Annotated in this window: 9 protein-coding genes, 1 tRNA gene and 1 pseudogene; 6 read left to right on the top strand and 5 right to left on the bottom strand. The window is 45.8% G+C overall.

Going from position 1 to position 14066, the window contains the following annotated elements; translation table 11 throughout:
* Nucleotides 1–854: 854 nt before the first annotated feature.
* Nucleotides 855–1145, bottom strand: a pseudogene (locus NZD89_RS25320) (DDE-type integrase/transposase/recombinase); the annotation flags it as partial.
* A 366-nt stretch (nt 1146–1511) separates the two neighbouring features.
* On the opposite strand from NZD89_RS25320, the gene NZD89_RS25315 reads away from it, so the two are divergent.
* The 5 genes from NZD89_RS25315 (at nt 1512) to NZD89_RS25295 (ending at nt 6584) form a co-directional block, all read left to right on the top strand.
* A complete protein-coding gene (locus NZD89_RS25315; protein WP_268005429.1) occupies nt 1512–2816 on the top strand; it encodes an ABC transporter substrate-binding protein in 1305 nt (434 codons plus the stop codon).
* Between the two features lie 103 nt (nt 2817–2919).
* Nucleotides 2920–3849 carry a carbohydrate ABC transporter permease gene (locus tag NZD89_RS25310; RefSeq protein ID WP_268005428.1) on the top strand — a complete coding sequence of 310 codons (930 nt, stop codon included), beginning with the start codon at nt 2920–2922 and terminating at the stop codon, nt 3847–3849.
* Nucleotides 3849–4718 (top strand): carbohydrate ABC transporter permease, encoded by an 870-nt coding sequence (locus NZD89_RS25305; RefSeq protein ID WP_268008613.1) that lies wholly within the window; start codon nt 3849–3851, stop codon nt 4716–4718. Before NZD89_RS25310 ends, NZD89_RS25305 begins: the two co-directional genes overlap by 1 nt.
* A gap of 208 nt (nt 4719–4926) precedes the next feature.
* A complete protein-coding gene (locus NZD89_RS25300; protein WP_268005427.1) occupies nt 4927–5673 on the top strand; it encodes a glycerophosphodiester phosphodiesterase in 747 nt (248 codons plus the stop codon).
* Nucleotides 5674–5900: 227 nt separating this feature from the next.
* Nucleotides 5901–6584 carry an MgtC/SapB family protein gene (locus NZD89_RS25295; RefSeq protein ID WP_268005426.1) on the top strand — a complete coding sequence of 228 codons (684 nt, stop codon included), beginning with the start codon at nt 5901–5903 and terminating at the stop codon, nt 6582–6584.
* Between the two features lie 562 nt (nt 6585–7146).
* Here NZD89_RS25295 and NZD89_RS25290 read toward each other — a convergent pair.
* The 4 genes from NZD89_RS25290 to NZD89_RS25275 form a co-directional block, all read right to left on the bottom strand.
* Complete coding sequence (locus NZD89_RS25290; RefSeq protein WP_268005425.1) at nt 7147–9342, bottom strand: DUF4855 domain-containing protein; 2196 nt, start codon at nt 9340–9342, stop codon at nt 7147–7149.
* A 357-nt stretch (nt 9343–9699) separates the two neighbouring features.
* Nucleotides 9700–9993 (bottom strand): hypothetical protein, encoded by a 294-nt coding sequence (locus tag NZD89_RS25285; RefSeq protein ID WP_268005424.1) that lies wholly within the window; start codon nt 9991–9993, stop codon nt 9700–9702.
* A gap of 84 nt (nt 9994–10077) precedes the next feature.
* Nucleotides 10078–10153: transfer RNA gene (locus NZD89_RS25280), tRNA-Met, on the bottom strand.
* Nucleotides 10154–10424: 271 nt separating this feature from the next.
* Nucleotides 10425–11306 (bottom strand): polysaccharide deacetylase family protein, encoded by an 882-nt coding sequence (locus tag NZD89_RS25275; protein WP_268005423.1) that lies wholly within the window; start codon nt 11304–11306, stop codon nt 10425–10427.
* A gap of 969 nt (nt 11307–12275) precedes the next feature.
* Here NZD89_RS25275 and NZD89_RS25270 point away from each other — a divergent pair.
* Nucleotides 12276–14045, top strand: coding sequence for a peptide ABC transporter substrate-binding protein (locus tag NZD89_RS25270; protein WP_268005422.1), 1770 nt, complete (start codon nt 12276–12278; stop codon nt 14043–14045).
* The last annotated feature ends 21 nt before the right edge of the window (nt 14046–14066 follow it).

Below are 14066 nucleotides of genomic sequence, written 5' to 3'. Positions count from 1 at the left end.
AGGGAAAGTCACATGTGCGTTGTAATACTGCGAACTGGAGTCCGTTTCAACGGTCATTGAGAAGGTTCATCGGAAAAGTTGTCGTTGTCTACACTGAAAGTGGGATCGAGCGACTGGGAAGCTTGTTAAGCTCAGCGATAATCTAATGACACTCACGGATGTCCGAATTACCAATGAGGTATCGGATCATCTCCGGATTCGATTAGCGCGTTCCCTTGAATTACCTTTCAAACACAATCGTTTCAGACAGATGATCAAGGAAATCCAACTGGGCCTTCCTGGGCAGAGGAACACGGCGGAGAAATAATGGAATAAATTTGATCGGTTCTGATGCAAAAATATTTGAATACGCCACATGTAGTGTGTATTCAGTTACGATACACCACTGTATATTGTAGTTTCTTGAATTCTTGCACCAGAACCCCTCACGTACCTGTCTCTTCCATCGCAGATTTTATTAGTGACCTTTTCCACTTCGTTGCATAACCCCACATCAACGATTTAGGCTCCATCTCTATCTTTTTTGGATTTTTTCACCTAAATCCATTTATGTTCAAACGGGAGGGAGTAACAAGATAACATTTACCTATTATTAACGTTTTATTTAAATCATTTACACAAATGCATCCTAAACTGGCATGTGAAGATAGTGTGAACTCTAACAAACAAGAGATAAATGGAGGCTGAACCATTACGAAATCACTCAAAGAAACCATTTGGAGTTATCGCAAGTATAGCAGCACTTGGCACAGTGGTAGCAGCTGGTAGCAGCATGCCAACTGCATTCGCACATGCATCAGTAGCGAAATCACCATTGAAGGCGTCAGCAGGAACCAGCACGGAAACAATCACATCTTCTTGATGAATCGGTGGTCTTGTTCAACAATGTCATTCAGGTATTTCGTCTGCCGGATTAAGGTTGCTTGAGGTATGATCGTTTTGCATTTCAATTGCTGTAGTGCCGGAGGATACGCAGGGTTTTTATCCAGGGTGATAACTCGTGGCGCCTGATTGTGTGGGGAAGATAACGCCTTTTTAAAGAATCGCTTTGCGGCGAGGACATCTCGATTCGCAGACAGCATGAATTCGATCGTTTGGCCTGTAGAATCCACAGCCCTAAAGAGATACTTCCATTGTTCTTTCACTCCTGATTCCCTCTAGACTTTTTGTGATCTTTGCACCACAACCGATTAATCGCTTCGGACAAGGGAGTTTTAAGACCATTTTTACATCTTGGAGAATAATTTTTTTATAATTGTATTGAAAAGTGGAATTATCCAACGTACAATCACATTAAGATTATCGGATCGTCGTTCAGACCTGAGGATGATAGGTAGAATTTTTACATTTTTTCATTAACTAGTGGAACTATGTAGGGATCAGCCTTCACAGCGGCACTCTCAAAAATGAAAACATGTATATCGATCTCTGAGTAAAAATTCATAAAATCCATTAAATTTTTACTATTTTGAAAAGAGAGGTGTATTAATAAAATGAGGAAGCAAAGATTCGTGAAGGCAACTTCTGTTGCACTCATGGCTGTCACATCCATTTGTGGGGTCACAGCTTGCGGCAATTCAAACGGCGCGAGTCAAGCAACGGGAAAAAGCACCACTGTTGACATCACATTCTGGCATCCTTGGACTTCTGCGAGTTCGAATGCTATCAATGCAGTCATCGCCGAGTTTAATGCGACTCATAAAGACGTCCATGTTGACGCAATTGGGAATCAAACGACACAAAAACAAACCATCGCCTTGGCGGGAGGAACACCTCCTGATGTGATGCTTACCGACTCGACGAATGTTATACCATGGGCCGCCCAAGGTGCGATTGCGCCACTTAACTCTTATATGAAAACGAACAATTTCAGCGTCAACCAATTCATTCCCTCAACTATGAACCCTATGGATTATAACAATCAGGTTTATGCTTTACCTTATTCTGTAGGTATCGAAAGTGCGCTCCTATACAATAAAAAGGATTTTAAGGAAGCGGGTATATCCCAACCACCAAAAACATTAGGTGAGTTATATGCTGATGCGCAAAAATTGACTAAAAAGGGAAGCAAAGGAAATATAACTCAAGTCGGTTTCATTCCCGATTTTCCTTGGTTTGATCCGGTTTTTTGGCCACTTGTGTTCGGTGGGAAATTTTATGACGCATCGACAAATCAAGTGACACCTGACGATCCGGCGAATGTGCAGGCACTGGAATTCGAAAGGAAATTTTACGTCTTATACGGGGAGAATCAACTAAATAAGTTTAAGTCAGGATTTGGCAAGTTAGGAACTGCAGATGATCCTTTGGTCAACGGCCAACTCGCTATGGAGGCTGGATGGGATTATACCGACTCACAATATCGCGGCGCGGGTCAGCCGATAGGCGTCGCGACCTTTCCCTATCCAGACGGGCATCCTGAGTTACAAGGTGCCGGACTGATAGGGCCCGACGCCGTCTTAATCCCGGCAAAGGCCAAACACAAGCAAGCCGCCTGGGAATTTATAGAGTGGATGATGAGCAAGAAAGCACAAATTTTGTTTTCAGAAAAGGGGAATTCCATTCCATCTGTGACCGCAGACCTGACCGACCCATCACTTTTAAGCAATCCCAGCGACAAGGTGATGATTCCGTTTTACAAGATGGCAAGCAGCAAGAATCTTGGGAGCTTTCCGTCGAGCACGTATGCAGCACAATATGCCCAGGCAATGAGCGATGAAGGGGAGAAGGTCTTATTGGGACAGGAAAATGCAGAGACAGCCATGAAGAACGTCAAGCAACAAATTCAGCCACTTGTGAAACCAACCTCTAACTAGTCCGTGAGAGGTTGGCAACAGCTTTTATTAGCGAATTGCGTTCCCCAGCAGGGCAGTCAGTTTGCCCTCTGGGGAACTGAAGAAGTGAGGAGCTGCGAAAGCGATGAGCACCAGCAGAACGAATTTGCGCGGAATACGTGTTCGAGAACGTAAGGCACTCCTATTAGGACTCCTGTTTGCGAGCCCATGGATTTTGGGGTTCCTGATATTTCAACTTTACCCAATTGTTATTTCTTTTTATTATAGCCTTACGAATTTTCAGTTGTTATCATCTCCGCACTTTATCGGGTTCAAAAATTATTACAATTTGTTTCATGATCAGAAATTCTATCAATCCCTATATAACACGATATACATTACCGTTCTCGGGTTCATCCCACAACTCATATTCGCCCTGTTGATGGCATTGCTGCTAAATCTCGATGTGAAAGGGAAAGCTTTATACCGAACCGTTTTTTTCTTGCCGACCATTGTGCCACTCGTGGCTAGTTCTTTATTATGGATGTGGCTCTTGAACGGGGAGCACGGACTTGTCAATGACATTCTCGGTTTTCTTGGAATCGGGCAACCAGCTTGGTTGGCAGATCCTAAGTGGACAAAGCCAGCGTTGATTTTGATGGGGTTTTGGGGGACTGGCACAGCGACAGTCATGTATCTTGCCGCTCTCCAGGACGTGCCGAAGGAGTACTACGAAGCTGCGGCAATTGATGGTGCCGGGCCTTGGAATCGCTTTTTTAGAATTACGTTTCCGTCTATTTCGCCTATGACTTTGTTTCAATTGATCATGGGTTTAATTGGTTCATTCCAGTACTTCACTCAGGCTTACGTGTTTGCGAACGATCCTAACAGCATCGGCGGCCCTGGTGACTCGATGTTGTTTTATGCGACGTATCTCTACCAACAGGCATTTACATTTCTAGATATGGGCTATGCATCGGCGATGGCTTGGGTACTTTTCGCAATTGTCATTATTCTAACTCTGGTCATCTTTCGAACTTCGGCTCGTTGGGTTTTTTATGGGGGTGAAAAATGATGGGGCAACCGGCTTTGGAAACGGCAAGTCAGAGATCAAGAGCATGGGGAAAAGTTTTTAAGCGCACAGTTTTACCCCACCTTCCCCTGATTTTGATTGGTCTACTTTTTCTCACACCGTTTGTCTGGCTTGTGATTACCTCTCTTGAGACGAATCAAGAGATTTTTTCACCTCACCCCACAGTCATACCGAGCAAAGTGATTTGGTCAAATTATCCACGCGCAATTGAAAATTTTCCCTTTTTTAGATACACATATAACACGTTGTATATTTGTTTTTTTTCGATTGTTGGCTCATTGTTTTCTTGCCCACTTGTTGCCTATTCGTTTGCTCGAATGCGCTACAGAGGACGCAATATTTTGTTCTATATCATGCTAGCAACTATGATCTTGCCATCACAAGTCACAATGGTTCCGGTATATATCATGTGGAACAGATTGGGCTTCGTAAACACCTACTGGCCGCTTGTCATACCACACTTTTTTGGAAATGCTATGTATATCTTTCTCTTGAGGCAGTTTTTCATGTCGATTCCGTTTGAACTCACTGAGGCTGCAAAGATCGACGGTGCATCGGACTTCCGAATTTTTTCTCAGATTATCATTCCATTGGCCAAACCCGTGATCTATACAGTGGCTCTTTTTCAATTTCTGGGGTGTTGGAGCGATTTCATGGGACCTTTGATTTACCTAAACGACCCGAGCAAATGGACTTTGTCGATAGGTTTGCAATCGTTTATCGGCGATCACAATGTCGAGTGGGGATTGCTGATGGCCGCATCGACATTATTCACGTTACCCATCATCGTGATTTATTTCTTTGTTCAGCGCAAATTTATTCAGGGAATTACGCTAACCGGCTTAAAATAGAGTTAGACAAGTAAAAGCTGCAAAGCAGTTCTTCAGAAAAGCGCTGTCTTCTCCATACAATCAAATGCCACGAGTCATTACGTAGATAAAAACCCTATCGAATGTGGCTCGGATACGATGCTGTGATTCCTAACATCGACGGCATCATGGATTATGTAAGTAACTATGAAAAGTTCCTGGGCGAGAAATGATTTTTGGAGGATTTAACATGGTAAATAAGTGTATGATCCTTGGGCATCGAGGTTTTAGTGCGGTTTATCCAGAGAATACACGCTTAGCCTTTCGAAAAGCTTTAAATCTAGGAATAGATGGACTCGAGTTCGATGTTCAATTAACTGTAGATGAAGTACCGGTGATCATTCACGATCCTATGGTTAACAGGACAACAGATGGACACGGCCTTATATCTTCGATGAATTATTTGCAAACCCAACAACTAAACGCAGCACTGGACAAACCGGAACATGGATTTCAAACCGTACCGGCATTGCACGATGTATTGAACGATGCTTACGAGGTGTGTCCTGAAGGAATTTACAATATTGAGATTAAGGTGTACAACGACGACTGGAAAACGCTAATTGATAGAGTCGTCACAGTTACGGGACAACACCCACTGCGGAAACGGATTCTCTTTTCCTCGTTTCACCACAAATGTCTTGAGTATCTTAAAGCCTCTTATCCCAGTTTCGAAATTGGTTTGTTATTCGATCGGGAGATAGTAGAGCCTTGGTACATTGCAAAACAATTAAAAGCATATTCTGTTCACCTCGACTATCAATTTACATCTGAAGACATCATCTCAGACTGCCATGCTAAGCAAGTTCCGGTTGCTGTCTGGACAGTAGATAGACCGGAACAGATTGAAAGATTTATTCACCTAAACACAGACTTTTTAATTTCTAATGTTCCCGATGTTGCTAAGCGTATAAGAGAGAATTTTGCCAACGCTTAAGGTCCATGGTTCTTGTCTATGGTGGATCCGTATGTCAAGACACGGTTTTCGTAGTTTAAGTTAATAGACTGTATATGCTTGCGGTGAAAAAACCCATTCATGATAGTATTGTTTGAATAGGGTCGGAATGGGAAGTGACCTGATGGCTTCTCCGTTCAAATGGAAGCACTATGAGGCGAAATCATACTATTAACGGTAAGATGGTATCTTCGATCAGAGGAGATTTTATGAATCAAAATTTGGAATTCATTTTGCGTCTGTTGTTGGCTGGGGTTCTTGGAGCGGTAATTGGTGTTGAAAGGAAAGTTCAACATAAAGAAGCTGGTGTCCGAACACATTTTGTTGTTGCTGTTGGAAGCGCTTTGATGATGCTCGTATCTAAATACGCCTTTATGGATGTTGTAAACAATCATACGATTGTCTTGGACCCAAGCCGGATTGCTGCTCAGGTGGTGAGTGGTATTGGTTTTCTTGGCGCTGGTGTGATTATATTTCAGCGGAATGCAATTCGTGGTTTGACTACAGCAGCTGGTGTATGGGCAACAGCTGGAATTGGTTTAGCAATAGGTGCTGGTCAATACACCCTGGGTATAGCTTGCGCAGTTCTTGTTTTGATTGGATTTGTTGCTTTGAAACCACTAGAACGTCGGTTTATTCGAAATATACAGCATATTTTGATTACGGCAAACGATCGACCAGGACTTATTGCGAAGATTAGTGCAGCTTTAGAACAATTAGGGTTGAGCATTGAGCAAATATCGATTGACCGAACAGATGAAGAAAAAGATCTGGTTGAAATTGAGTTATATCTGCGTATACAAAAACAAATTTCGAGTACTGACAAGGTCATCATTGAAGTTGTAGCAGAAATTGACGGTATTAAACAAGTGATAATTCCATCAGAAATGTGACAGTGTATTCAACTTTGTCATGAAGTCGAAAGCCGCATTATCTGTTGTATATTTCGATTCTGAGGCGCTTTTAGAGTATTTGTATATTCGCCTTGGAGTGCAGTACAGATACTGGGCATACTGCCTACACGGTTCCCGGTAACTTAAGCTGTATCGCAAATACCACCGAACCGCCGTCAGGACGATATGAGATTCGAAGTGCTTCGATTTGAAAGCATTCATAACATGCCCAGCCTCATCCCCGGGTTTATCCGGACAATACTAGAATGCCTGGTGTTTTTGCACCAGAACCGCTTGAGTGACCTGATTTTGTTTATTTTCAGACATGATCCCCGCCTGGTATTAAATTCAAATTTAACATTTGAATCGTTCTTCTCATATCATTGTAAAGTATTTGAACTGTTTGCCAGGCTACGGTAGGGTCATCTGACCCTTGCAGAAGTGACGGGTACCTTTGCAATTCGCATCTACACATTTTCATACCTCACGTCGGTATCGTCAAATTATGGATAGCAGGCCCCCCAGCACTAGGGGAGCCATCTTCTCATCTACGATATTATCGTCAATAAAACGTGGTTTGCGTCCATTCATCGTTGACGAACGAAACCGCGTCGTCATAGGCCTTACGATAGAGAGGATTGGTACTCTCCGCAGGCTGCACCAGGCCCTTCGAGTTTAGATACCAGGTTTTCATGACGTCGCCCTCGTATCCGTACACATATCCACCGGTAAAGTAGTCATCCCATTTCTCCTGCGCTTCTGTCAGTGTCGTTGGATTGGTTGACATCATGTTGTAGGGCTGTTCCATCTCGAGGCCCATGTGGTAAAACTGCGCCATTTCCGCGACCGACTGGAGACGTTCTGCGGCATTGATACTGTAGTTGAATGCTACGCCGACTTGACTGGTAACGTTGTCGAAGCCGAGTTGCCTCCAATCTGCAACATCAACCGCTCCATCATAGGGGATCCAGTAGAAGTTGAGGTGATCCTGATGCACCATGGCAGCCGTCGTCTGAATGAGAACCTGGTCAAGCGGCAGGTTTTGATCCACGGACTCTGGCTCCCAATAGAATCCGGCCAGTTGAAGGTTCGAGAAATCCGCCTGGTTCCACATGCTCAGCACTTGTTGCATGTACCAGTGAATTGCCTTTGCCTTGTTGATGGTAGACTGCACTTGGCCGACATCGGCGGGGTTCAGATCGAGGCTTTGTCCATCAACCTCACCGAAATCGCTCGAATTACCCTCTGTGCTGGGAATCGTGATGACCACTTTCTCTTTGAAGTTGGGATCATTCAACTCCTGCTTCACTTGACCGACCGCTTGATCCAGCGCTGACAACTCGATTTTTGGCGAAAACAAATCCGTCAACCAGGTCGTCCAACCTACTTCGGTTTCAGGCGTATTGGAAGAGTAATCATCAAACAGGGTTCCGTCAAACAGCCAGCCCGTCGGCGTACCATTCGCATTTTCTTGCGAAATCATCGGCAAGAAGTCACTTTCATTCCACTCACCCGTGGAAGTGCCCGATCCAGTGTAGACGATCTGCATATTGTGGATGCCGCCAGTGCCCGGGTCATTGGCCATCAGGTAACCCGACTGGTTTTTCGGACCGGCCTGGCCAGTACTATGGAGGAAATCCCAAACGCCCGGTGCAAGCTGCTGCAATTGGGCCAGAGCGGCCAGCGATGTTGCTACACTCGGGCCAGTCGAGCCTGACGAACTGGACGTACCCGACGAAGAAGGTAGCGTTGCCAAGAGTTGCGTGAGGCTGGGGAGCCCGGGCGCATTCGGATCGTCCAAGTAGTCATCGCCCATGATGGTCGTCAAGCTAGGTCCAGGGAATGGCCCTGGATTGGTAACTAGCCCCGCAGGTGCGGCAGGCCCCACCGCTGGAGCGGCGGGCTGCCCGCCAAACACGGCGAACTGATCCACGAACGACCATATTTTGTCTGTAAATTGGGCCCGGATGTACTGGGCATCGATGTTCGTATTCACCGTGTATGCCTGCGTCTGCGGCGTATAATCTCCGCCACCCTGACCGGACCAAGCCGTTCCAATTTTGTGCCAACTGGTTCCATCATCGGAAGCGTAGTACGTCACACTGTCCGGAAAAACAATGCCAGCCCCGAGGTTTTGCAAGAAGTCGAGAGACACCTCGCGGATTGGTTGCACACTGCCAAGGTTGACAACAATACTTCGTCCTCCCTGGTAGCTCAAACCTACCCATTGCTTGTCGGTGAAGCTCAGGGACGCATACTGTCCGTCGGTTAATTGGCCCGTGTTAACGTAACTAGCCTCATTCTGCTCGAACGTCGCATCGGGCCATTGCGTACCTATCGTATAGCTCTTGCCAAGCGCGATATCCGGCAGGGTAGTCGGATCCGCTGGACTGGGCGGCGTGGTGGCAGCGTCGCTAGGAGACATGATAGAATCGGTAGAATCGGTTGCACTAGAGTCCGTGGTTCCTGTCGAATTCGCTGAGGGCGCTTTGGGGTACTGCGTCCTTGGGCCGGCTACCGGTATCGGCATGTTGGATGGCAAATACGGGTAATCATTTGGATTGTTGGGATTCGCTCCCGGCCGTAATACCTCGCTGTCAGCTCCCTGTTGTGACGCAGCGGGTCCCGACGTTGCTACATCCTGCTCTGACGTTGAAGATGCCGCTGCACCGGTGCCCGCGTAGGCGGTGCCGACCATCAGTTGGACACCTGCCAAAAGTAGGGCAGTCACTGCTGCTGTCATGACAGATTTTCGCACATAAACGCCTCCTCTAGTTTTGCGGGGTAATTCTTCTTTTCAGTATCCAGTGGTGGATATTACCTCTACGCAAAAAGAAGATAGCATATAAAACTGTCGAAATTGTCATATGCCATTGGTAATGTAGAAAATATTTATCGACATTGTTCTGAAAAACCTCATGGTATCGCCGCAGGACTGCCGTCGACACATATAAACAGCATCGTAAGCACACAATAATTGGCGTAGGGAGGCTGATGTGTAATGGAGATGACCTATTAGGGAGTCACAATACCGCAGTTGACTTACGGAGAGAGGCCGCTTCGGCGGTCTCTTCTCATTTATTCATCTAGTACCTATGCGTCCCGCCACAAGGGGCTACGTGGAATGCGGATGCCAGACCGAGGAAATAAGTGATGCAGCTTTCTCGAGAAATGTATCACCTGCAGCTGAGTATCCTTTGAGCATACCGACAAACAATTTGTCCCCGGAACCAATTTCCTTTTGAATACAATCACGAATTACGGCATGACCATAAACTGATTTAACAATCCATACACAACGCTGTATTTCAATTGCTTCCCCTTGGTACTTTATAACTTCTATGACACGGTCATGGTGTTCACGAGTCTTATCTTTATTCAATTCATAGCTGACAACAAAAATCCTCATCGTTTCCCCCTATGATTGTCCGAGTTGAAATATAGATGGACATATAAAAGGCATCTCGCAGAAGAGATGCCCGTACTTATGTTTTGGTTGCGGGAGCAGGACTTGAACCTGCGACCTTCGGGTTATGAGCCCGACGAGCTGCCAACTGCTCCATCCCGCGTTATGTGAACCTATTATAGCCATCAGCCAACGGAATGTAAAATCATGGTTCTTGGAACCCGAACAGCCACCATCCACGTTTACGTACACGTAAACAGCAACGTTCGTATCTACGTGCGTTATGCTTACCTGAACTGAAGGCATACATGGAGCAGTTAAGTGAATTGTTCGAAGCGATACTGGCGCAACCGAAGCGAACGAATACACGACGGAAACGGAGTGGAGCAAACGATGGAGATTGAATACAGGTTAACCCTGGCTAACATATTTGGTCAGGGTTTTTCACCCTCATGCGATAAGTACTCAGCAAAGTTCTCAAGTGACGTCGTTTGATAGACAGGAATTCGATGTAACGCATAGGGACCTTGCGTCAGAGAAGCAGGTTGATGCCCTTGGACGGTCGCGAGTAAGTATCCGTTCTCCTTCAACACTTTAACAGTTGTAGAGTTATATCTGCCTGAGGGATAGCAAAAGAACCGAATAGGGTGACCTGTAATTTTTTCAAGGTCGTGGGATGACTGTATAATTTCGCGGTGGGCTTCCCTTCCCGACGCTGTTGCGAGATCTGAGTGTGTAGCAGAATGCGATTCAACATCAACCAATCCGCTATTTTCCATGATTCTAAGCTCGTCTTTTGTCAACATAGGCCATTTACCATGAAGTCCAACATAGTTGCTTATCATAAATACCGTCGCTTGTTGATTAAACTTCTTTAAAATCGGAAAAATATTGCGATAAACACTTTCATATCCGTCGTCAAATGTAATAAGTATCGGTTTTTTAGGTAGTTGGTACCCGTGATACATTGCCGCATAAAGTTGACCAAAATTAATGGTGTGATAGCCGTGATCTGACAGCCATTGCGCTTCTTTGAGGAACTGTTCAGAACGGAGGCCAAGCGAATTCCCTGGAATGTAATCTGCTTGGTGATACTCTAAAATTGGAACCTGTAGCCCCACATTTAGTTTTATATCAGTTGTTTTTGAATATCGATTCGGATTAGCTACCCATATCGCAGGTCCCTTGGAGCTTGATGTGTTTTCAGTTCGACTCTTATCGATGACCGCTGCATGATCTAGATTGCTTATAAACGAAGCCAACATGAGTGTGAAATTAGTCACTGTTAGAACGAACCACTTTTTGAACCCGTGCATAACTCTTCCTCCCGATAACCATTTATCGTAGCGGTTAACGGGTGTTATTCTGTCTTACGAGGGAGAGAAATATGTTTGCTGTTCGACATAACAGGACACTAATCCCTATGCACACCGCCCATTCCACCATTTTATGGCAGCGTTGTTTTGAACTTTAGGCCAATAAATGAAGATGAAGGCGGAGCGTTGGCGAAATACGACGTGAGCATGGCTTAAATGGCTATATGTAGCGTGCACGCTTCATTAATGACCCAAAGCGACAGTGCCTATCATTGAGCATAATCAAACACTACGAGTTATCACCGTATATAAAAATCCTGCTTATCCTCCGATATTGCAGCAATAGAGATGAAAATCCGTCATCTTGCACCATCTTTCTTCTGGGTACCTACTGCTGTTTCTGAATATCAATTCTAAACAAAATATTATAAATAGAGTGGTATTATTCTTCTACAGGAACACTGTATCTTACGCCGCAAACGGAGTCTGGACGGCAAAATGGTGTGCAGTGAGAGCAAGGGATCTGCCATGCCTGGAACGAGTGGCAGGACGTGCCGGAACAATGAGGTGGCACGTTGCATCACAGAGAATCGGTACTCTGTTTCTGTTCAGATGGAGCGAATTTTCGTGGATTCAATTGGCATAAACAATCGCAATTCTCGCGTGGATAGATTAAAACTGTTTTAGCATGAAACCGGAAACAAAAGCATTGACAAGTATCCTCCATATTGATAGTATTCGGAGGAGAAAACCACCTAAATTCAGAATATAAAGACAATTTTCCACTTTGCGAGGTTTCGTTCTTTTGTACCCGTGGTGTTTGAAGAGGTTGTTTGTTGTTGGCTGCGCGTTCGGACGGAGGCAGCTATGTCAATTGCAGTACCTTCTGGGGCTGTGTCCGGTATGACCGATTCCGCGCGAGCTATCATCTGCGTTATTCCAGAATTCTCTCAAGGGGGCACATGAAGAGTGAAGAAGTACACAACGGCGCTCGCAACTGGTTTGGCAGGTGTATTGACGGTGGTGACAGGTTGTGGATCAGGAGATGTAACGACGGGGGCTGCCAGCGGCAACAGCAATTCCACGTTTTCGATGTTCTTCAATCTCGGCGATGGGCATGGATTTGACCCTGATGTGTCGTCGTGGGAAGCGTATCTCGATGACGAAGGCATTTTCGAAGGGTTGGTCATTCCGGGTTCGAATGCGGCAACGAAACCAATTCCGGGTATCGCCGTCTCGTGGAAAGTGAGTGCTAACGGGAGAGTCTACACGTTCAATTTACGGAAAAATGAGAAATTTTCAAATGGTGATCCAGTCACGGCCCAGGACTTCGTGTACAGCATGCAACGTGCTGTCAACCCGAATACGTCGGTCGCTGCTGGCGAAAGTCCCATCAGTGCGAACAACTTGCCAATTGTGAACGCGCAGCAGATTCTGCAGGGGATATCCGGATATACTCCGAGTGACCTGGGAGTCAAAGCGTTGAACAACTATACGTTACAGATTACTCTCACTCGAAATGATCCTACATTTTTGCGAGATCTGACTCTCCCCACATCCAGTTGGGTGGTTCCGTTGGACCCGAAGGTCGTGAACGCGATGAATCCCTCCGATTGGTCCAATCCGGCAAAGATTGTGTCTGACGGGCCCTACATGCTCAGTTCCTACTCGTTGAAAACGTCTGCCACGCTGGTGCCAAACCCGCATTACTACGGGAAGTCGTCGCTGAAAAAAATCACGGTGTATTATAACAGCACGACTGGGAATGACACCAGTTTGGCTTCTTTCAAAAGCGGGCAGATGCAGGAGTCGATGTTACAGCCGCAGGATCTCGCTGCAGCTAAAGCGGATTCGACCCTCAAGAAGGATCTTCATATGTTCCCAGCGTCTGCGCAGTATACGCTGGCGGTACTGCCATCAAAAAACACAGCTTTGCAAAATGCGAAGGTGCGTGAAGCGTTTGCACTCGCCATCGATCGTACGGCCATCTGCAATTCGGTCCTGCAGGGAGCTGGGCAGCCTGCATATAATTACTACTTGCCAACTTGGTTGAATCCATGGGTAGAAAAATACGCTCAGTCGTACAACCCGGCACAAGCCAAAAAGTTGTTAGCACAAGCGGGATATCCAAACGGAAAGGGCTTCCCGACTGTGGACATCATCGTCGGCAGCACTACCGATCCTGTAGCTTCGGCGATTCAGCAAATGTGGCAACAAAATCTTGGTGTCAAGGTGAATTTTGAAGGTCTTGAGTGGGGACAGTACGTGAACGCTCTAAAGACCCAACTGCCGTCCGATCAGGTGGGATTCGTCAACGAATCCACCAATGCCAATTATGCGAATCTGGCGTTGCCTCAGACGCTTGAGAGTTGGATATTCCCCGGCAATACAGCTCTCATCAATGGCTTCTTGTCACCTGACAACTATCAGGCCTGGTATAAAATTGACAGCAATTCGCAATTGTCGCCCGCGCAGAAACAAGCTGAGGAGTTTGTCATCTATCAGAAGGGGCTTCCTGCGAGCATCTTGAATAACGTGGAACTTGGTATTCGGGCGTTCCAGAGTGGAAATCAAAGTTTGCTTCAACAGTACTATGGTCAACAGGTTCAACAGAACTTTTTCATCAGCATTTATACGCCTCTGCAACCTGTGTTGCTCAGCTCGCAGGTGAAAGGCTATCAGCCAGATCAAATGCTGTTGATCGATCCGCCCTATTGGTTGAATAACATCACTGTTTGAGCGTACGGGGGACCTTCAGCT

The organism is Alicyclobacillus fastidiosus (assembly GCF_026651875.1).
Classification (GTDB): Bacteria; Bacillota; Bacilli; order Alicyclobacillales; family Alicyclobacillaceae; genus Alicyclobacillus; species Alicyclobacillus fastidiosus.
This window is presented reverse-complemented; position numbering and strand designations above follow the sequence as displayed.